The sequence below is a fragment of the Thiomonas sp. OC7 genome (assembly GCF_900634595.1).
Taxonomy (GTDB): domain Bacteria; phylum Pseudomonadota; class Gammaproteobacteria; order Burkholderiales; family Burkholderiaceae_C; genus Thiomonas; species Thiomonas arsenitoxydans.
In genome coordinates this window covers 1363531-1381088 of sequence record NZ_LR131953.1, presented here as the reverse complement: position 1 = coordinate 1381088, position 17558 = coordinate 1363531, and the positions used below count along the sequence as shown (strand labels likewise).

Annotated in this window: 19 protein-coding genes; 7 read left to right on the top strand and 12 right to left on the bottom strand. The window is 65.5% G+C overall.

Annotated elements, in window-relative coordinates:
- Position 1: 1 nt before the first annotated feature.
- From BIO17B3_RS06625 to BIO17B3_RS06615, 3 genes are read right to left on the bottom strand one after another with little or no spacing between them, the layout of a single operon-like run.
- The gene (locus tag BIO17B3_RS06625) at positions 2–508 is read right to left on the bottom strand and encodes a TPM domain-containing protein (protein WP_156053505.1); all 507 of its coding nucleotides are present in this window, start codon (positions 506–508) and stop codon (positions 2–4) included.
- A gap of 1 nt (position 509) precedes the next feature.
- A complete protein-coding gene (locus BIO17B3_RS06620) occupies positions 510–1370 on the bottom strand; it encodes a YgcG family protein (RefSeq protein WP_156053504.1) in 861 nt (286 codons plus the stop codon).
- A gap of 6 nt (positions 1371–1376) precedes the next feature.
- Positions 1377–1997: a LemA family protein gene (locus tag BIO17B3_RS06615; protein ID WP_156053503.1), complete on the bottom strand. Its 621-nt coding sequence runs from the start codon at positions 1995–1997 to the stop codon at positions 1377–1379.
- 340 nt (positions 1998–2337) lie between these two features.
- Between BIO17B3_RS06615 and BIO17B3_RS06610 the strand changes: the two genes are divergently transcribed.
- Both BIO17B3_RS06610 and BIO17B3_RS06605 read left to right on the top strand, forming a co-directional pair.
- Positions 2338–3246 carry a tetratricopeptide repeat protein gene (locus tag BIO17B3_RS06610; RefSeq protein WP_156053502.1) on the top strand — a complete coding sequence of 303 codons (909 nt, stop codon included), beginning with the start codon at positions 2338–2340 and terminating at the stop codon, positions 3244–3246.
- A 19-nt stretch (positions 3247–3265) separates the two neighbouring features.
- Positions 3266–4087, top strand: a complete 822-nt coding sequence (locus BIO17B3_RS06605) for a PPK2 family polyphosphate kinase (protein ID WP_232054206.1) — start codon at positions 3266–3268, stop codon at positions 4085–4087.
- 12 nt (positions 4088–4099) lie between these two features.
- Here the strand turns inward: BIO17B3_RS06605 and BIO17B3_RS06600 are convergent, their stop codons facing one another.
- The 5 genes from BIO17B3_RS06600 to pyrF all read right to left on the bottom strand — a co-directional run bounded on the left by BIO17B3_RS06600 (position 4100) and on the right by pyrF (position 8293).
- On the bottom strand, positions 4100–4633 hold the full coding sequence (locus BIO17B3_RS06600) for a cytochrome b (RefSeq protein ID WP_156053500.1): 534 nt from the start codon (positions 4631–4633) through the stop codon (positions 4100–4102).
- Between the two features lie 93 nt (positions 4634–4726).
- Positions 4727–5173, bottom strand: a complete 447-nt coding sequence (locus tag BIO17B3_RS06595) for a PsiF family protein (protein ID WP_156053499.1) — start codon at positions 5171–5173, stop codon at positions 4727–4729.
- 196 nt (positions 5174–5369) lie between these two features.
- Positions 5370–6833 carry a metalloprotease TldD gene (tldD, locus tag BIO17B3_RS06590; protein WP_013107082.1) on the bottom strand — a complete coding sequence of 488 codons (1464 nt, stop codon included), beginning with the start codon at positions 6831–6833 and terminating at the stop codon, positions 5370–5372.
- A gap of 75 nt (positions 6834–6908) precedes the next feature.
- Positions 6909–7409, bottom strand: a complete 501-nt coding sequence (gene moaC, locus BIO17B3_RS06585; RefSeq protein ID WP_013107081.1) for a cyclic pyranopterin monophosphate synthase MoaC — start codon at positions 7407–7409, stop codon at positions 6909–6911.
- On the bottom strand, positions 7406–8293 hold the full coding sequence (gene pyrF, locus BIO17B3_RS06580) for an orotidine-5'-phosphate decarboxylase (RefSeq protein ID WP_156053498.1): 888 nt from the start codon (positions 8291–8293) through the stop codon (positions 7406–7408). The genes moaC and pyrF overlap by 4 nt, the downstream gene beginning before the upstream one ends.
- 86 nt (positions 8294–8379) lie before the next feature.
- Here pyrF and dacB point away from each other — a divergent pair, with 86 nt between their 5' ends.
- Entirely contained in the window at positions 8380–9825 is a 1446-nt protein-coding gene (gene dacB / locus BIO17B3_RS06575) for a D-alanyl-D-alanine carboxypeptidase/D-alanyl-D-alanine-endopeptidase (protein WP_156053497.1), read from the top strand.
- Between the two features lie 43 nt (positions 9826–9868).
- The gene (locus tag BIO17B3_RS06570; protein WP_156053496.1) at positions 9869–10144 is read left to right on the top strand and encodes a SemiSWEET family sugar transporter; all 276 of its coding nucleotides are present in this window, start codon (positions 9869–9871) and stop codon (positions 10142–10144) included.
- Between the two features lie 294 nt (positions 10145–10438).
- Here the strand turns inward: BIO17B3_RS06570 and BIO17B3_RS06565 are convergent.
- A protein-coding gene (locus BIO17B3_RS06565) for an IS5 family transposase (protein WP_156052812.1) occupies positions 10439–11202 on the bottom strand; the annotation gives its coding sequence in 2 pieces (ribosomal slippage) (positions 10439–10830 and positions 10830–11202; 765 coding nt in all).
- A 249-nt stretch (positions 11203–11451) separates the two neighbouring features.
- Between BIO17B3_RS06565 and BIO17B3_RS06560 the strand changes: the two genes are divergently transcribed.
- Entirely contained in the window at positions 11452–12171 is a 720-nt protein-coding gene (locus tag BIO17B3_RS06560; protein WP_156053495.1) for a response regulator transcription factor, read from the top strand.
- A complete protein-coding gene (locus tag BIO17B3_RS06555; protein ID WP_156053494.1) occupies positions 12164–13663 on the top strand; it encodes a sensor histidine kinase in 1500 nt (499 codons plus the stop codon). Before BIO17B3_RS06560 ends, BIO17B3_RS06555 begins: the two co-directional genes overlap by 8 nt.
- 33 nt (positions 13664–13696) lie before the next feature.
- Here BIO17B3_RS06555 and BIO17B3_RS06550 read toward each other — a convergent pair whose 3' ends face one another.
- Genes BIO17B3_RS06550 through BIO17B3_RS06540 form a run of 3 tightly spaced genes read right to left on the bottom strand, consistent with a single transcriptional unit; the run spans position 13697 to position 15611 of the window.
- The gene (locus BIO17B3_RS06550; protein ID WP_013124152.1) at positions 13697–13990 is read right to left on the bottom strand and encodes a hypothetical protein; all 294 of its coding nucleotides are present in this window, start codon (positions 13988–13990) and stop codon (positions 13697–13699) included.
- Between the two features lie 3 nt (positions 13991–13993).
- The gene (locus BIO17B3_RS06545; RefSeq protein ID WP_156053493.1) at positions 13994–14620 is read right to left on the bottom strand and encodes a YbhB/YbcL family Raf kinase inhibitor-like protein; all 627 of its coding nucleotides are present in this window, start codon (positions 14618–14620) and stop codon (positions 13994–13996) included.
- 43 nt (positions 14621–14663) lie between these two features.
- Positions 14664–15611, bottom strand: coding sequence for a cation diffusion facilitator family transporter (locus BIO17B3_RS06540; protein WP_172979053.1), 948 nt, complete (start codon positions 15609–15611; stop codon positions 14664–14666).
- Positions 15612–15832: 221 nt separating this feature from the next.
- On the opposite strand from BIO17B3_RS06540, the gene BIO17B3_RS06535 reads away from it, so the two are divergent.
- Complete coding sequence (locus BIO17B3_RS06535; RefSeq protein WP_156053491.1) at positions 15833–17545, top strand: ABC transporter permease subunit; 1713 nt, start codon at positions 15833–15835, stop codon at positions 17543–17545.
- Positions 17546–17558 lie beyond the last annotated feature (13 nt).

Below are 17558 nucleotides of genomic sequence, written 5' to 3'. Positions count from 1 at the left end.
ACTACAGCCGCAGCACCACCGGCCAGTCGGGCAACTCGTTGCGTTTTTCGCCGCTGCGCGGCGGCGCATACTGGGCGAGCAGGCCGCTAACTTCGGCCACGCCCTGCAGCGCGGCGGCCTCGAAGCAGCCTTGGCGTAGCAGCGCTTCCATGCTGCGGCACACCTGCTCCCAAGCGTCGCTCGGCACCCGTTGGTGGATGCCGCGGTCGGCCACGATTTCCACGTCCCGCTCGGCCAGCAGCAGGTAGATCAGCACCCCGTCGTTGTGCTCCGTATCCCAGACGTGCAGGTGCGAGAACACCTCGATGGCGCGCTCGCGGGCGCTCAGGCCGCGCCAGAGTTCGGGCAGATCGAGCGCGCCTTCAACCGCAAAGCGGATTTCGCCGCCGTGTGCCTGCTCAGCCGCGTGGATGGCCTTGGCAATGGCGCCCAGCGTGGCTTGCGGAAACGCCCGGCGGGTTTGCCAGGGCGCAAAGCGCAGGTGTCGTAGCAGACGGGACCAACGCATCTCACCACCGGCCCGAAGCGCCGCCCCCGCCAAAACCGCCACCGCCGCCGCTGAATCCGCCCGAGCCGCGGTCATTGCCGCCGCCGAATCCGCCGCCGAAGCCACCAGCACCCATGCGTATGCCGCTGAACACGGCAAGGAAGGCGAGCGCGCCGAAGGTCAGCCCCAACAGCACGGAGCCGACGAGCCACCACCCCACGCCGCCAGCGATCAGTCCGCTCAGCCCGGCGCCGACGGCGCGGCCGAGCACACTGCGCAGCACCGAGCCCAGCACGACCGCGCCGATCAACACCATGAAGCCGATTTCCTGCGCGCTGGATCGGTCTGCGCCCGGCGAGGTGGCCTTAGGCGGCGGCAGTTGCTCGCCGTCGATCAGCTTCATGAGTTGTTGCACGCCTGCCTGCAGTCCGCCGAAATAGTCACCCTGCTTGAACTGCGGGGTGATGACCTCGGCGATGATGCGCTTGGCGATGGCGTCGGGAATGGCGCCTTCCAGCCCGTAGCCCACTTCGATGCGCATGGCGCGGTCGTCCTTGGCGACGAGCAGCAGCACGCCGTCGTCTTGCGCCTTACGGCCCAGCTTCCACGCCTCGGCCACGCGAATGCTGTATTGCTCGATGGCTTCCGGCGCGGTGCTGGGCACCATGAGGATGGCGATCTGGCTGCCTTTGCGCGTGGCGAAGGCTCGCAGTTCCTGATCGAGCGTGGCGGTTTGCTCCGCGGTGAGGGTGCCGGTGAGGTCGGTGACCGGCGCGGTAAGCGCGGGCACCGGCGCCAGCGCGGCCCAGGCCAGCGTGCCAAGTCCGCACAGCAGCAGCGCGGCAAGCAGCCAGCGCTTCCAGAGTCCGCGCAACAGCGTCATGCGGCCTTACTTCGATGCGGCAGGCGCGGGGGCGGCGCCGCCGAAGTCCACCTTGGGCGCCACCGAAATGGCTTTCTCGTTCTCTACCGTGAAACTCGGTTTGACCTTCATGCCCACCACCATGGCGGTGAGGTTGCTGGGGAATTGGCGCACCAGGTTGTTGTAGTTCTGCACGGCTTCGATGTAGCGCATGCGGGCCACGGCGATGCGGTTCTCCGTGCCTTCGAGCTGCGCCTGCAGATCGCGGAACACGCCATCGGCCTTGAGCTGCGGATAGTTTTCGGACACCGCGATCAGGCGCGACAGCGCGCTGGTCATCTGCGCCTGCGCCTCCTGGAACTTGGCAAAGGCGGCCGGATCGTTGATGAGTTCGGGCGTGGCCTGGATCTGGCCGACCTTGGCGCGCGCCTCCGTCACCTGCACGAACACGTCTTTCTCATGCGCGGCGTAACCCTTGACCACGTTCACCAGATTGGGCACCAGATCGGCCCGGCGCTGATACTGGTTGAGCACTTCGGCCCAACTCGCTTTGATCTGCTCGTCGGACGCCTGAAGGGCGTTGTAGCCGCAGCCGCTCAGGCTCAGCAGGGCGGCGGAAAGCAAGAGAAGGGATATCCAGCGGCGCATAAAAGAGTCTCCGCAAAAAAGGAACAAACACGGGAAGAAACACGTTGAACCCAGATTTTCCATTAGGACATGGGATGATGGTGCGGCGGGTTGGGGATGGATTCGGCCCTGCGCGACAAGCCCATAGCCCGAGCTATGGGCGCGAAGCGCGGGGGCGAAGCGCGGGGGCGAAGCGCGGGGGCGAAGACGCCCCAAACCGCCCGCCAGCGCCCATGTAGGGGCGTAGCCCCGCCTAATGGAAATTCTGGGTTGAATCAAGAGTACGAAGCATATCGCCGCAATGTTCCGCTCCAGGGCGAGTCGGGGGTATGCTGCTTGCCTGCAAAAAATCGCCGCGCCCATGAGTACCCCACGGTCCGCCGAGCTCGATCTCGGCATTCACACCCTACCGCCCCAGCACCTCGACTTCAGAGAGACGCAGCATCCGCTCGAAGTCCTGGCGCATGAGGGAGATGCGGCCGCGCAAGAGTGGCTGGGCGCCCACTATCACGACCGCAAGGACTTTGTTCATGCGGCGCACTGGTACCGCAAGGCGGCCGAACAGGGTTCTGCCGGGGCCCGGTACAACCTGGGCTGGCTCTACGTTCACGGACGCGGCGTGGAACAAAGCGATGCGCAGGCGCTCAACCTGTGGCAGCAGGCCTCCGAATCGGGCCTGGCCCGGGCGATGAATGGTCTGGGATTTTTGTACGAGCATGGGCGCGGCGTGCCCCGCAGCGACGCGCAGGCCCAGGTCTGGTATCAGCGTGCCGCAGAGGCGGGCGATGCTGCCGGCCAGTGCAATCTGGGCATTTTTTTGCTCAACGGACGTTGCGGCCCGGCCGATCCTTCGGGCGCTGCGGCGATGTTCTCTTTCGCTGCGCATCAGGGCCATCGTGAAGCCTGCTACCGCTACGGACATCTGTTCGTCACCGGCCAGGGCGTCGAGCAGGACGATGCGCAGGCCGCGGCCTGGCTGCGCAAGGCCGCCGAGATGGATATGCCCGAGGCGCAGCGCGAACTCGCCGGTCTGCTGGCGATGGGGCGGGGCGGCAGTCTCGACTACACCCAGGCGGCCGGCTGGTACCAGCGGGCGGCGGAGCTGGGCGATGCGCAGGCGCAGTTCAGCCTCGGCGTGCTGTACTACCGCGGGTTGGGCAAGCTGCCTGACGTCGAGAAAGCGCGACATTGGTGGACGCTGGCCGCCGCGCAGGGTGAAGAACGCGCCCGCAAAAATCTGGCGCTGCTGGCCAAGGGTGTGAGGCGCTGAAGCTGACATGCCCTCTGATATGCCCCTACTGACCGATCTGCGCCCTCTGCGGGTGGACCCCGAAGACAACCTCGACCTCTCGGACCGCCCCACGCAGATCGACCTGCCGGGCGACCCTTCCAAAGACGAGATCGAGGCCGAGCTTGACGGCCTGCGTAGCCAGATCGGCGAGCTGCAAGACGCGATGTTCACCCGTCGCGAGCAAGCCCTGTTGGTGGTGCTGCAGGGCATGGATTCGGCGGGCAAGGACAGCACGACCAAGGCAGTGTTCACCGGGGTGAATCCGCTGGGCATCCACGCTGCGTCGTTCAGCGTGCCCAGCGTGCAGGAACGTCGGCACGACTTTCTCTGGCGGGTGCATGCGCAGGTGCCGCCGCTGGGCTGCATCGGCGTGTTCAACCGCAGTCATTACGAGGAACCGGTCATCCGCCGGGTGCACGGTGAGTTGAAGAACGGCGAGATGAAGCGCTATTTGCGGCAGATCGTCGATTTCGAGCAGATGCTGGCGGAATCGGGTACGGCCATCGTCAAGTGTTTTCTGCACCTGAGCTTTGACGAGCAGCGCGAGCGCTTGCAGGAGCGCATCGACAACCCGCTCAAACACTGGAAGTTCGACCCGTCCGATCTGCAAGAGCGGCAGTTTTGGAAGCCTTATCAGGCCGCCTACAGCCAGGCGCTGGCGGCCACGTCTACTGCGCAGGCGCCCTGGTACGTGGTGCCGGCCGACCGCAAGCCGGTGCGCAATCTGATTGTGGCGCGTCTGGTGGTGCAGGCGCTCGAGGCGCTCAAAACCCCACCGCCCGAGCCCAAGCCCGAGCTGGCCGGGCTGAAGGTGGTTTGAGGTCTGAGTTTTTTACAACATGCGGCGCAGGCTGCCGTCGCGCAGGATGAAGGCGTGGTACAGCGCTGCAGCAACGTGCAGACCGATCAAGCCGAGCAGCCCCAGAGCGACCACTTGATGCGCGTCGCCCAGCAGCTCAGCCCATGTGGCGTTGGACGGAAACAGGGCGGGCAGCGGCCATAGTCCCAGCCAATGCACCGGCCACTCGCGGGCCGACGCGGCCAGCCAGCCCAGCAGCGGCAGCAAGACGAATCCGGCATAGAGCAGCGCATGCGTGGCCTGGGCCGCAAGCGCCTGCCAGGCGGGCATCGGCGGGTGCGGCGGCGGTGTCTTGATCAGCCGCCACAGCAGGCGCAGCACGAAAAGGGTGAGGACGGTCGTGCCCACGCCGATATGCCAGGCCGCCAGCGCATCTTCAGGCGCGCCGCGGTGATCGGTCATCAGCCAGGCCAGGGGATATTCCAGCAGGATCAGCGCCACGATGGCCCAATGCAGCAGGCGGGAGACAGGGTGATAGCGCGCTTCGGACAGGGCGATTGTGGACATAGTGAGCAAGGCCGCACGGGCGGCGGCTGAAAATCAGAATGTCCACAACTTAACCGGCCTCACTTAGCGCGGGCTGAGTCCGTTCACACCCGCTTAGTTGCAGGTCTTGCCATGCGCCGGATGATCGCCGGCAGCTTTGGCAGCCGATTCGCTCATGTATTCGCCGTGCTTGGTCTTGCCGTAGTACTTGTCGCCCGGACAGTGATAAACCTTGGTCGAGGCGTTCACCCACACCTTGCCCGCGCCGCCGCCCGCCGCCGCGGCCATGCCTGCGCCCGAGGTTTGCATGGAGTGATGCTCTTCTTCCTTCTTGGTTTCTTGGTGGGCTTGCTCCGTTGCGGGTGCGGCGGATTCCTGGGCCTTGCTCACGCAGGATTTGATGAACTCGGTGCGATCCTTGCCTTTGAGGCTTTGCTCCTTGGCCTGTTTTTCGCACTGCACTTTTTGTTCGTGATTTTTCAGCAAACCGGCCGAGGCGATCGTGGGGAAGGCCAGGGCAGCGCTGGTCAGCGCAACGGCGAGCAGGGTGGTGTGTTTCATCGAGCAAACCTTTCTTCAGCAGTGTGGGAGGGAAGGCCGGATCAGCGTCCGGCTTGGATGCACTGTAGCCAGTGTTCGGCCGTTCATCATGCACCGTAAAGCAGGTTTCACCGATGTCACCGCAAGTAAAAAATGAAACAGCCGGAACGCATCGCTGCGGTCCGGCTGCTGAGCCTGGATGAAGGTCGGGTTGAGCTCAGCCCGTGCCGCCCACGGTCACGCCGTCGATGCGCAGGGTCGGCTGGCCCACGCCGACGGGCACGCTCTGGCCTTCCTTGCCGCAGGTGCCCACGCCGCTGTCCAGCCGCAGATCGTTGCCGATCATGCTCACGCGGGTGAGCGCGTCGGGGCCGTTGCCGATGAGTGTGGCGCCTTTCACCGGGTAGAGCGGCTTGCCCTTCTCCACCCACCAGGCTTCGCTGGCAGAGAACACGAACTTGCCGCTGGTGATGTCCACCTGCCCGCCGCCGAAGTTCACCGCGTACAGGCCGCGGTCGATGCTGGCGAGGATCTCCGCCGGATCGCGGTCGCCCGCCAGCATGTAGGTGTTGGTCATGCGCGGCATGGGCACATGCGCGTAGCTCTCGCGGCGGCCGTTGCCCGTGGGCGCGCGGCCCATCAGCCGGGCGTTGAGCATGTCCTGCATATAACCAACCAGAATGCCGTCTTCGATCAGCACATTGCGCTGTGTCGGGTTGCCTTCGTCGTCCACATTGAGCGAACCGCGCCGGTCGGGCAGGGTGCCGTCGTCGAGCACGGTCACGCCCTTGGCGGCGACGCGCTGGCCCATGCGGCCCGCGAACGCGCTCGATCCCTTGCGGTTGAAGTCGCCTTCCAGGCCGTGGCCCACCGCCTCGTGCAGCAGTACGCCGGGCCAGCCGGGGCCGAGCACCACGCTCATCTCGCCCGCAGGCGCGGGGCGCGATTCGAGGTTGACCAGCGCGGTGTTCACCGCCTCATCGACATATTTCGTGATGAGGGCGTCGTCGAAGTAGCCCAGGCTATAGCGCCCGCCGCCGCCCGACGAGCCGGACTCGCGCCGTCCGTTTTGCTCGACGATCACGTTCACGCTCAGGCGCACCAGCGGGCGCACGTCGGCGGCCAGCAGACCGTCGGAGCGCAGCACCAGCATCACGTCGTGTTCGCCGCCCAGGCTGGCCATGACCTGCACCACGCGCGGGTCTTTGGCGCGCGCCAGCCGGTCCACCTTTTGCAGCAGCGCCACCTTGGCGTTGGAGTCGAGCGCGCCCAGCGGGTCGGTCGCGCCGTAGAGCACGCGCGCCGCGCTGCGGCGGGTGTCGCTGGGCACTTTGGCGCTGCCCTTGCCCGCGCGGGCAATGCTGCGCACCGTGTCGGCGGCTTCGAGCAAGGCCAGCTCGGAAATGTCGTCGGAATAGGCGAAGGCGGTCTTCTCGCCCTGTACCGCGCGAATGCCAAAGCCCTGTTCGATGTCGAAGCTGCCCGACTTCACCAGGCCTTCTTCCAGGCTCCAGCCCTCGGAGCGGGTGTATTGCAGATAGACGTCGGCGTAGTCGAGCTTGTGCTCGAACACCTTGCCCAGCGCACGCTGCAAGGCGATTTCGTCGATCTGATAGGGGTCGAGCAAGACGCGGCGCGCCTCGTCGAGGCGCAACAGCGCGGGTTCGGTCATCATGTTCATGCGTCCGATTGTAGGAACAGCGGCATGTCCCTGCGCGCGGGGCGGTTCAGGCGCGTCTCGGCTTTGGCTGGGCGCTCAGACCGAGGCGACCCAGTCGCCCGACTTGCCGCCGTGCTTTTCGAGCAGGCGCACGCCGTCGATGATCATGCCGCGGTCCACCGCCTTGCACATGTCGTAGATGGTGAGCAGGCCGATCTGCACCGCGGTGAGCGCTTCCATTTCAACGCCGGTGCGGCCGCGGGTTTCGGCGGTGACGGTGCAGTGGATGCTGCTGTCCTGCGGCTGCAAATCGAAGTCCACCGCCACACGGTTGAGGGCGATGGGGTGGCACAGGGGAATGAGGTCGGCGGTGCGCTTGCTCGCCATGATGGCGGCGGTGCGGGCGATGCCGATGACGTCGCCCTTTTTGGCGCTGCCGCTTTGCACCAGGGCGAAGGTGGCGGGCTGCATGCGGATGCAGCCGGTGGCCACGGCCACGCGATGCGTTTCATCCTTGGCGCCGACATCGACCATATGCGCCTGACCGGCGGCGTCGAAGTGGGTGAGGCCGGTGGTGGATGCGCTGCTGTTGCTCATGGGGTGTTCGGGGCAGTGGAGGCGGCGTGCACCTCCTGGTTGATGGCGTCGCGCAGACGGCGGGCTTCGCGTCTTGCGGCATCGACAAAATCGCGCCCGCTGCTGGCGTAAAGCACGCTGCGCGAGGCGTTGATGAGAAAGTTGCCGCGCGCCGCGCGCACGGTGGCTGCGAGATCGCCGCCCTGCGCGCCGATGCCGGGGATGAGCAGCGGTGCTTCGGGGGCGACGGCGCGGATGCGTTCGATGTCGGCCGGGTTGGTGGCGCCAGCCACCAGGCCGTTCTGGCCGTGGCGGTTCCAGTCCAGCGCGGCCAGCCGCGCCACGCGCTCGAACAGCAGTTCATCGCCGAGGTGGGCCGAGGCGCCTGTGGCCGAGCTGGCGTTCGATGCGACAAGCGGCAGGGTCTGCAGATCGGCGCCGCCGGGGTTGGAGGTGCGGCACAGCACGAACAGCCCGCGCTCGGGGAAACGCAGATAGGGCTCGACCGAATCGAAGCCCATGTAGGGCGACAGCGTCAGGGCGTCGGCGTTGAAGCGCACGAAGGCCTCGCGGGCATATTGCTCCGCGGTGGCGCCGATGTCGCCGCGTTTGGCATCGAGGATGACGGGCACGCTCGGCGCAGCCTTGCGGATGTGGGCGATGAGCTGTTCAAGCTGGCTCTCCGCGCCCAACGCCGCGAAGTAGGCGATCTGCGGCTTGTAGGCGCAGACCAGATCGGCCGTGGCATCGACGATGGCGGCGCAGAAGTCGAACAGCCGCAGCGGGTCGTTGGTCCACGGCACCGGAAAGCGCGAGGGCTCCGGGTCGAGGCCGACGCACAGCGCCGAATTGTTGCGCTCGGCGGCCTCTTGCCACTGGTGGATGAAGGGGGGGCGGGTCGTCATGATGCGGCGCATTGTAGGCAGGGGTTTTGAAGCTAGCCTTTCCGCAAGCCTCTACCATTCCACTGATCTTCTTCGCCGCCCATGCCATGCTACCCAGCCGCCGCCGTTTTCTGATCTCCTCACTGGCCGTGACCGGCATGCCGCTTCTAGCTCGGGCGCAGCAGGTCGGGCTGGGCGGGTCGGGGGCGTTGCCTGCCGGTGTGGCGCAGGCGCTGGAGACGGCGCGCATTCCGCAGCAGTCTTGCGCCTTCGTGCTGCAAGCGCTCGATAGCCCGTCGCCCCAGATCGCGTTCAACGGCGCCGCGTTGATGAACCCGGCCTCCGTGCTCAAGCTCGTCACCACCTACGCGGCCCTGCGCATCCTCGGCCCGGCCTATGTGTGGAAGACGCCGGTGTACGCCACGGGGCCGATCCGCGCCGGGGTGCTGCAGGGCGATCTGGCCTTTGTCGGCAGCGGCGACCCACATCTGATGGCCGACAACCTGTGGAGCATCGCGGTACGGCTGCGCGATCTGGGCATCCGCCGCATTCGCGGCGACGTGCTCATCGACCGTCAGGCTTTCGATCTTCCGCCGCACAATCCCGGCGCCTTCGACGGCGACGCCACCGCCCCCTACAACGTCGGCCCCGATCCCTTTTTGGTGAACTTCGGCGTGCTGCGCCTGGGCTTCGTGCCCGACGCTCAGGGGCAACAGGTGCGTGTCACAGTGGAGCCGCCAGTGGCGGGCTTCGATCTGCGCGAAGCGCCCAAACTCACCGCCAGCGCCTGCGGCAACTGGAAGGACAAACTGCGCGCCGACTGGAAACAGCCCTTCGCGCCGCGCTTCGCCGGGGGCTTTGCGGCCGCCTGCGGGCCGCAGACCTGGAACATCGCCCCCGAGGTGAGCGACAACGCCTATGTGCAGCGTTTGCTCGCCGCGCTGTTTGCGCAGGTCGGCATCGATTGGAAAGGGCGGGTTCGCACCGCCAACCTGCCTGCGGGCGCCACCGAACTGACCGTGTGGGACTCGCCCGCGCTCGCCGTGCTGGTGCGCGACATCAACAAATACAGCAACAACGTCATGGCGCAGCAGGTGTTCCTGACCCTGGCGCTACAGGCGGGTGCGCAACGGGCCACTTGGGGCCTGGCGCAGCAGGCGGTGGAGCAATGGTTGTCCACCCACAATTTGTCCATGCCCGGCCTGGTGCTGGACAACGGCTGCGGCCTGTCGCGCATCGCGCGCATTTCGGCGGCCGATCTCAACGCGCTGCTGCGCTCGGCGTGGAACAGCCCGGTGATGCCCGAATTCATCTCGTCGCTGCCCTTGGCCGGAGAAGACGGCACGCTGCGCCGCCATTTCCGCGACCCCGACACCGCAGGGCGCATTCACGCCAAGACCGGCAGCCTCGACGGCGTGCTGTCGCTCGCCGGGTATGCGCAGACCCGTGCCGGGCAGCGCTACACCTTCGCCGCGCTGGTCAACGACCCGCGCGCCGGCGGCGCCTGGCCTGCGCTGGAAGCCTTCATCAACGGCTTCATGCAGACGGCTTGAGCGCGCACTTCGCCGACCTCCCCCCATCTTTCGAGAGTCCCTCATGGCCTTTCACCTCACCGATCTCATCGGCTACGGCGCGGCGTTTCTTACCACCGTGTCTTTCGTGCCGCAGGCCTGGCTGACGGTTCGCACGCGCGATGTTTCGGGGATTTCGCTCGGCATGTACACGCTGTTCACCGCGGGCGTGGCGCTCTGGCTGGCCTATGGCGTCATCCAGCGGAGCTGGCCTCTGGTGGGAGCCAACGCGGTGACTTTCCTGCTGGCGCTGGCCGTGCTGATCATGCGCTTGCGCTACGGCGCGCGACAGGCGGGGTGAGTCTGGCCTGCGCTTGGCGTCGTTTTGCTGCGCCGCAGCGAGTTTGGAACCTGGTTTAGACAGATCATCGGGCGTCACTTCGATGTTCCTTGGATCGTCCAAAAACTTGTAAGTAATTTGGTGATTTTGAAGTTTTAATTCCTTCAAAATTGCTTTACAATCTATCCATTGATATTTTGATTCAATGAGTCTCCAGAAATATCACCACAAGTAGCGAGTTCTACTTGTGTCTTCTGGTGTGCCTCCTGGTCTGCGCGGGTCAGAAATTTCTAGTTCGTCTCCTAGATAGTGTCGTCACAAGATTTGCAGCCAGAGGGCAAGGCAGCGAATTTGCACGGCGGCAACGAATGAGGCGACGTTTTTCGCGTAGCGCGTGGCGATGCCCCGCCACCGCTTGAGATGCAGGAAGGCGTTCTCGACCAGGTGACGTAGTTTGTAGAGTGCTTTGTCATACGTGCGGGGTTGCTTGCGGTTCTTGCGTGGCGGAATCACGGCTTGCGCGCCTTGCGCTTGGGCATGCGCCACGATGGCGTCACTGTCGTAGCCTTTGTCGGCAAGCAGGTAGTCCATCTTGAACCCGTCCATCAACCGCTCAGCCTCTGCACAATCCGCTCGGGTACCTTCTGTAATAACCGCTCGGAGCGGCAGACCATGCGCATCCACGGCCAGATGTATCTTGGTGTTGAGCCCCCTTTTGTGCGGCTCATCGCCTGATTGCCACCCCGCGCACCCGCTGCGTGCGGATGAACCTTGCAGTGACTGGCATCGATCATGATCCACTCGAAATCGGGCTCATCAATGCACTGCTCCAGGAGCGACTCCCAAATGCCCTTGTCGCGCCAGCGGCAAAAACGCCGATGGGTGTTTTTCCAGCCGCCATATGAGGCGGGCAGGTCTCGCCACGGCGCACCGGTGCGAAGAATCCAGAACACGGCGTTGATGAATTGGCGGTTGTCCCGCGCAACCCCGCCCCAAACTCCCGCTCGTCCAGGCAAGTGGGGTTCGAGCAATTCCCAGTGCCGATCTGATAGATCGTGTCGATGAAGCGTCTCGGGCATCTCAATAGCGCGGTTGGTATGAACAGCGCCATCATGCCACAACTCGTGACGACTCTATCTAGGAACCTGTCGGACTTGGGAATCGCGGGCTGCAAAATGGCGCTGCGGCGCCCTGTGCCAGCGACTTTTTGCCCCACGGTATCCCCACCGCCATTTTTTGCCATCCGCGCCCCAAGCCCGACAGGCTCCTAAAATCCGCGAAACATCCAAGCGCAACGGCAGCGCATTGGGCACATCGTGGAGACAAGCATGCGCATTCTGATTGCCGAAGATGACCGGGTCTTGGCCGACGGCCTGTTGCGCTCTCTGCGCGCTCTGGGTTATGCGGTTGATCAGGTGGCCGACGGCAACAGCGCCGACGCCGCGCTGCAGTCCAGCGAATTCGATCTGCTGATTCTCGACCTGGGGCTGCCGCGGCTGTCGGGCTTCGAGGTGTTGCGCAAGCTGCGCGCACGCGGCGCCACCGTGCCGGTGCTCATTCTCACCGCTGCAGACAGCGTGGAAGACAAGGTGCGCGGCCTCGATCTCGGCGCCGACGATTACATGGCCAAACCCTTCGCGCTGCAGGAGCTCGAAGCCCGGGTGCGCGCGCTGTCGCGCCGGGGCATGGGCGGCGCCAGCGCCGTGATCCAGCACGGCCCGCTGCACTACGACATCACCGGCCGCGTGGTCACGCTCGACGGCCATGTGGTGGAGCTCTCGGCGCGTGAACTCACCCTGCTCGAAGTGCTGCTGCAGCGCGCCGGGCGGCTGGTGAGCAAGGACCAGCTCGTCGAGCATCTGTGCGTGTGGGGCGAGGAGGTGAGCACCAACGCCATCGAGGTGTATGTGCACCGACTGCGCAAGAAGATCGAAGTCGGCCCGGTGCGCATCGCCACGGTGCGCGGTCTGGGCTACTGTCTGGAGAAAATCGTCCCGGTTGCCGCGCCTTCGGCCGAGTCGGCCGCGCCTCCTCGTGCCGATGCCTGAAATCTCGCCCTCCGGCGAGCCGACCGAAGGGCCGGCAGGGCGCAAACGTCGGCATCATCCACGCTCGCTGTTTGGCGAAATTCTCGACTGGATGCTCGCGCCCATGCTGTTGCTGTGGCCGCTGTCCATCGGCATCACTTATCTGGTGGCGCAGGCCATTTCCGCCAAGCCTTACGACGCGGCACTGGAGCACACCCTGCTGCAACTTGCCGCGCAGGTGCAGACCGAAGGCGCGCAGGGCGCGGCGCAGTCGGCCCTGTGGCAGCAGACGCTGCGACAGCCGCCAGTGGGCGGCATTCTCGGCTACCAGGTGCGCAGCAAGGCCGGTGCGCTGCTGGCGGGCGAGGCGGGCCTGCCCGCCCCGGCGAGCTTGCCGCCCACGCAGGCGGGTGCTCCGCTGACGGTGATCTGGCGTGATAGTGAGATCGGCGCGCACAGCGCACGACTGGCCGGGGTGTGGGTCTGGCCGAGGGTGCAGCACGGGGCCAGCGCGACCGGTCCCGTGCTGGTGCAGGTGGCGCAGAGCACGGAGGCGCGCACCCGGCTGGCGCGCGACATCGTGCAGGGCGTCATCCTGCCGCAATTCGTTGTGGTGCCGATTTTCATCTTGCTGGTGTGGTTCGGGCTGGGGCAGGGCATCGCACCGCTCAACGAATTGCAGGCGCGCATCCGCCGCCGCCGTGCCGACGACATCAGCCCGATCGACGAACAGGAGGCGCCGGAAGAAATCGCGCCGCTGGTCGATTCGATCAACAGTCTGTTCGCCCGCTTGCAACAGTCGCTGCAGACGCAAAAGCGCTTCATCGCCGATGCCGCGCATCAGATCAAGACCCCGCTGGCCGGTCTGCGCATGCAGGCCGAGCTGGCGCAGCGCGAAACCGACCCGGCCGATCTGCGCGCCAGTCTGCGGCAGATCGGCCGCAGCGTGGAGCGCACCACCCGGCTGGTCAATCAGTTGCTGGCGCTCACCCGCGCGGAAAATCAAGGCGGTGCGGCGCGCGCCGTGTTCGAGACCATCGACCTGCGCCAGCCCGCCGCAGAAGCCATGCAGGAACTGGCCATGCTGGCGCTCGACAAGCAACTGGAACTGGAGTTCGACAGCCCCCCGCTGCCGCTGCCGGTGCGCGGCAACGCCTTGTTGTTGCAGGAGCTCATCAAGAATCTGCTGCACAACGCGATCACTTACACCCCGCCCGGAGGCAGCGTGACCCTGAGGCTGCGCAGCGCGACGGCTGATGAGGCGCGCAGCGCGCCCGTGGTGCAGCTTCAGGTGGATGACAGCGGGCCCGGCATTCCCGAAGCGGAACGTGCGCTGGTGTTCGAGCCGTTCTATCGCATTCTGGACAACGGCAGCGAGGGCAGCGGACTGGGGCTGGCCATCGTGCGCGAAATCGCCCGCCAGCATGATGCCGAGATCACGCTGAGCGATTTGCCGCGGGGCGCGTCCGCTCAGGGCTTGAGGGTGCAGGTGCAGTTCGGGCGGGTGAAGTAAGGCGGTGTTCCACGCCCGCTGCACCCGAACTGATCATTCGCCATCTTCGCCGCACTGTTTTTTCAGATCGCCCAACTGGCCGTAGGTGATGGGTTTGCCGCTGGCGGCCAACGCCTTGAGGCCATCGGCCATGCATGGGCTGTCATTGGCCATTTGAAGCTGGGGCGCATCCACCGGCTCGTTCACCAAGCGGCCACGCAGCAGGCTGAAAATGCCCACCAGCACCACGATGCCCAGCAGGATGCCCAGCAGCCCGCTGAGCTGCACATTCATGCCCTTTTTTTTCTGCGGGGGCGCAGGGGGCGGAGCGTCTGGGGTGTCGGACATGGATCAGCGCAGGGCGGGGTTGAGGGTGTAGGTGCCGGTGAGGCTGGCCTGGGCCAGCACATGCCCGGCGAGGGCCGCACGCAGTTGCGCGCCGTTGAACGCACCGTCCACCGGGCAGCGCGCCACACCGAGCGCGTACAGCGTGAAGATGTAGTGGTGCAGCAGGCTGTCGTTCCAGGGCGGGCAGGGGCCGTCGTAACCGAAATACTGACCGGCCATATCCTGATCTCCGGCGAACCAGGCGGTGTAGTCGTTCACGCCCTGACGCATGCCGCCCGAGCACTCGGGGCCTGGTTTGCCGCGCGGGGTGACTTCATGGCTGAATTCTTTTTCAGCGATGTGGCTGCGCGAGGTCGGAATGTCCACCAGCAGCCAGTGATAGAAGTCCACCCGGGGCAGGTCGGCGGGTACGGTGTGGCCATCGAGGTTGACGTCGTCGGCACGGCTGGGTACGTCGGGGTCGTGACAGACCAGCACCAGACTTTGCGCGCCCTGCGGTACGTCCGACCAGGCCAGCGGCGGGTTCAAGTTCTGCGACAGCGCCACATGGCCGACCGCCGACGGCTTGCAAAACGCATATTGCGGCGGAATCGGCTGACCATCGGCAAAGGCGGGGCTGGTGAGTTGCATGAGTGTCTCCGGGGCGGTGCGTGGTGACGAGGGCGGTCGGGTTTCAGTGCGGATGCGAGGGGGCGCCAGGCGTGCAGACCTGATGGCTGATGGTTCCCGTAGCCTGCATCTGCGCATTTTCCTCCTGCAGGCTTTCCTGTGCGGAGGTCAGCATTTCAATGGTTACGGTCATGCCAGGATAAGCCTCGATCAGCGCTTTTTCCACGGCGTAACGGCAGTCTGCCGCGCGCTGAAGCGACCACCCGCCCGGCATGTGCAGGTGCATGGAGGCGAAGCGCCGGGTGCCGGCCACGCGGGTGCGCACATGGTCGAAGCGCAGGTCGTTGGAGCGAAAGCGGTCGAGCACGGCCTGCAAACCCGCGAGGTCGGCGTCGTCCATCGATTTGTCCATCAGCCCATCGACCGAGCGCTTCACCAGCGAAAACGCTTCGCGCAAAATGTGCAGCGCCACCACGATGCCGATCACCGGGTCGAGCCAGAGCCAGCCGGTGAGCGGCACCAGCATCACGGCGACGATCACGCCCACGGAAGTCCAGACATCGGTGAGCAGGTGCCGGGCGTCGGCTTCGATGACGATGGAACGCAGGCGCCGCGCGCCGCGCAGCATCCACAGCGCGACACCGAGGTTGATCACCGTGGCCGCGGCCGAGATCGCCGCGCCCAGCGGCACGTCGCTGATGGGCTGCGGATGGGTGAGGCGCTTGGCGGCCTCGATCAGAATGAGCGCCGCGGCCACGCCGATGAGCAGGCCCTCGACGCCGCTGGAGAAATACTCCGCCTTGGTATGACCGTAAGGATGGTCTGCGTCGGGCGGCGCCTCGGCGATGCGCACGATGAACAAAGCGAATGCGGCGGCGGCGACGTTGACGATGGACTCCATCGCGTCCGACAAAAAGCCTACCGAGCCCGTGACCTTCCAGGCCAGCAGCTTGAGGCTGATGACGATGATGGCGGCGAGCAGCGAGGCGCGGAGATAGGTTCTGGCTTGCATGCCGTTATTGTGCATGGCTTGCGTGAATGGGGCTGATCCGGGCGGAATCGCAGAGCGATCAACCGGCGGCTGAAATGCCCGGATACTTCTGTGTAAAGTCGATGACGCTCGCGTGATCGAAATTTCACGCGTCTCTCGTTAGACTAGTCGGCTGTTTTTGCTGCCAATTTCACAGCGCGTCACCCTCCGACTCAAGCCGCCTCAATCGTCCTGCCTGATCCATGGCCTTCAATTTCCGTCCACTGGCGCTGCCGCTGCCCAACCGCCGCGATCTGATCGCGCTGCCGCTGGTCATCGGCATGCTGCTCATCATCGGTCACGCCAGTCGGCAGATGGCAGTACCGTTCCATCTGGGCGAGACCGTGGCGTTGTCGCTCAAACCCGCGGATCTGCCCGAGTACGCGCTCTACACCGTGCTGCGCATGTTGGCCGCGCTGGTCGCCAGTACCGTGTTCACCCTGATCTACGCTTGGATCGCGGCCAACAATCGCTACGCCGAAAAAATCATGGTGCCGCTGCTCGACGTGCTGCAGTCGGTGCCTATTCTGGGCTATCTGTCGATCACCGTGACCGGCTTCATCGCCCTGTTTCCGGGCAGCATGCTGGGGCTGCAATTCGCGGTGATTTTTGCGGTGTTCACGTCGCAGGCGTGGAACATGACTTTCAGCCTGTACCAGTCGCTCAAGACCGTACCGCGCGACCTCACCGAGGCCGCCACGCTTTACCGCCTCAACGCCTGGCAGCGCTTTTGGAAGCTTGAGCTCCCCTATGCCGCCCCTGGCCTGCTGTGGAACGCGATGATGTCCATGTCTGGCGGCTGGTTCTTCGTCGTCGCTGCCGAGGCGCTCACCGTGGCGGGGCAGCAGGTGTCCGTGCCGGGTATCGGCTCGTATATCGCTGCGGCGATCGCGGCCAAGAATCTGGGCGCTATCGGTTGGGCAATTCTGGCGATGGCCTTGGTGATTCTGTCTTACGACTTTCTGCTGTTTCGCCCCATCGTCGCCTGGGCCGACAAGTTCCGTCTGGACAACACCGTCAGCGTGGACGCGCCGCGTTCGGTGGTGCTCGACTTTCTGCGACGCACCCGCCTCACCCAGCGCCTGGCTCGGCTGCCCGCCGTGCTGTGGGAGATGAGCGTGCGCCTGTTGCCCGCGGTGCCGCTGCACAAAGCGCCGCAACGCGCGCCTTCCGTGTGGGGCGACCGGGTGTTTGTCGTCAGCATGGTGCTGTTCACTCTCGGCCTGATCGTGGCGTTGTTTCTGGTGCTGCCGCGAGATTTCGGCTGGCTGCAGGTCGGTCATGTGATGTTGCTGGGCGCGTTCACCGCGCTCAAGGTGTTCGTGCTGGTGGCGATTTCGGCGCTGATCTGGGTGCCGGTGGGCATCTGGGTCGGTTTGCGTCCGCGCTGGGCGGCCGTGGCGCAGCCGGTGGCGCAATTTCTCGCCGCCTTCCCCGCCAATCTGCTGTTCCCGCTGGTGGTGGTGGCCATCGTGCACTGGCATCTCAATGTCAACGTGTTCACCGCGCCGCTGATGATTCTGGGCAGCCAGTGGTATGTCCTGTTTTCGGTCATCGGCGCGGCGTCTGCCCTGCCCAGCGACTTGCGCGAAGCCGGCCGTAATCTGGGTTTGCGCGGCTGGCTGTTGTGGCGCAAGCTCTATCTGCCTGCCGTGTTTCCGGGATTCGTGACCGGGGCGCTCACCGCCTCGGGCGGCGCGTGGAACGCCAGCATCGTGGCCGAAGTGGTGAGCTGGGGCAGTCACACCCTGGTCGCCACCGGGCTGGGCGCCTACATCACCGAAGCCACCCAGCAGGGGCAGACGCTGAAGGTGGGTCTTGGCGTGGGCGTGATGGCGCTGTACGTCATCGCCATCAACCGTCTGGTCTGGCACCGCCTCTACAAAATTGCCGCCACGCGGGTGCGGCTCGATTGATTGCCGCCTGATA

Coding starts and splice junctions, on each gene's coding strand:
- BIO17B3_RS06620 (WP_156053504.1), bottom strand. CDS start 1,370: ATGACGCTGTTGCGCGGACTCTGGAAGCGCTGGCTGCTTGCCGCGCTG.
- BIO17B3_RS06535 (WP_156053491.1), top strand. CDS start 15,833: ATGGCCTTCAATTTCCGTCCACTGGCGCTGCCGCTGCCCAACCGCCGC.
- tldD (WP_013107082.1), bottom strand. CDS start 6,833: ATGAACATGATGACCGAACCCGCGCTGTTGCGCCTCGACGAGGCGCGC.
- BIO17B3_RS06605 (WP_232054206.1), top strand. CDS start 3,266: ATGCCCCTACTGACCGATCTGCGCCCTCTGCGGGTGGACCCCGAAGAC.
- BIO17B3_RS06540 (WP_172979053.1), bottom strand. CDS start 15,611: ATGCAAGCCAGAACCTATCTCCGCGCCTCGCTGCTCGCCGCCATCATC.
- BIO17B3_RS06550 (WP_013124152.1), bottom strand. CDS start 13,990: ATGTCCGACACCCCAGACGCTCCGCCCCCTGCGCCCCCGCAGAAAAAA.
- BIO17B3_RS06615 (WP_156053503.1), bottom strand. CDS start 1,997: ATGCGCCGCTGGATATCCCTTCTCTTGCTTTCCGCCGCCCTGCTGAGC.
- BIO17B3_RS06555 (WP_156053494.1), top strand. CDS start 12,164: ATGCCTGAAATCTCGCCCTCCGGCGAGCCGACCGAAGGGCCGGCAGGG.
- BIO17B3_RS06595 (WP_156053499.1), bottom strand. CDS start 5,173: ATGAAACACACCACCCTGCTCGCCGTTGCGCTGACCAGCGCTGCCCTG.
- BIO17B3_RS06560 (WP_156053495.1), top strand. CDS start 11,452: ATGCGCATTCTGATTGCCGAAGATGACCGGGTCTTGGCCGACGGCCTG.
- BIO17B3_RS06625 (WP_156053505.1), bottom strand. CDS start 508: ATGCGTTGGTCCCGTCTGCTACGACACCTGCGCTTTGCGCCCTGGCAA.
- pyrF (WP_156053498.1), bottom strand. CDS start 8,293: ATGACGACCCGCCCCCCCTTCATCCACCAGTGGCAAGAGGCCGCCGAG.
- dacB (WP_156053497.1), top strand. CDS start 8,380: ATGCTACCCAGCCGCCGCCGTTTTCTGATCTCCTCACTGGCCGTGACC.
- BIO17B3_RS06610 (WP_156053502.1), top strand. CDS start 2,338: ATGAGTACCCCACGGTCCGCCGAGCTCGATCTCGGCATTCACACCCTA.
- BIO17B3_RS06545 (WP_156053493.1), bottom strand. CDS start 14,620: ATGCAACTCACCAGCCCCGCCTTTGCCGATGGTCAGCCGATTCCGCCG.
- moaC (WP_013107081.1), bottom strand. CDS start 7,409: ATGAGCAACAGCAGCGCATCCACCACCGGCCTCACCCACTTCGACGCC.
- BIO17B3_RS06570 (WP_156053496.1), top strand. CDS start 9,869: ATGGCCTTTCACCTCACCGATCTCATCGGCTACGGCGCGGCGTTTCTT.
- BIO17B3_RS06600 (WP_156053500.1), bottom strand. CDS start 4,633: ATGTCCACAATCGCCCTGTCCGAAGCGCGCTATCACCCTGTCTCCCGC.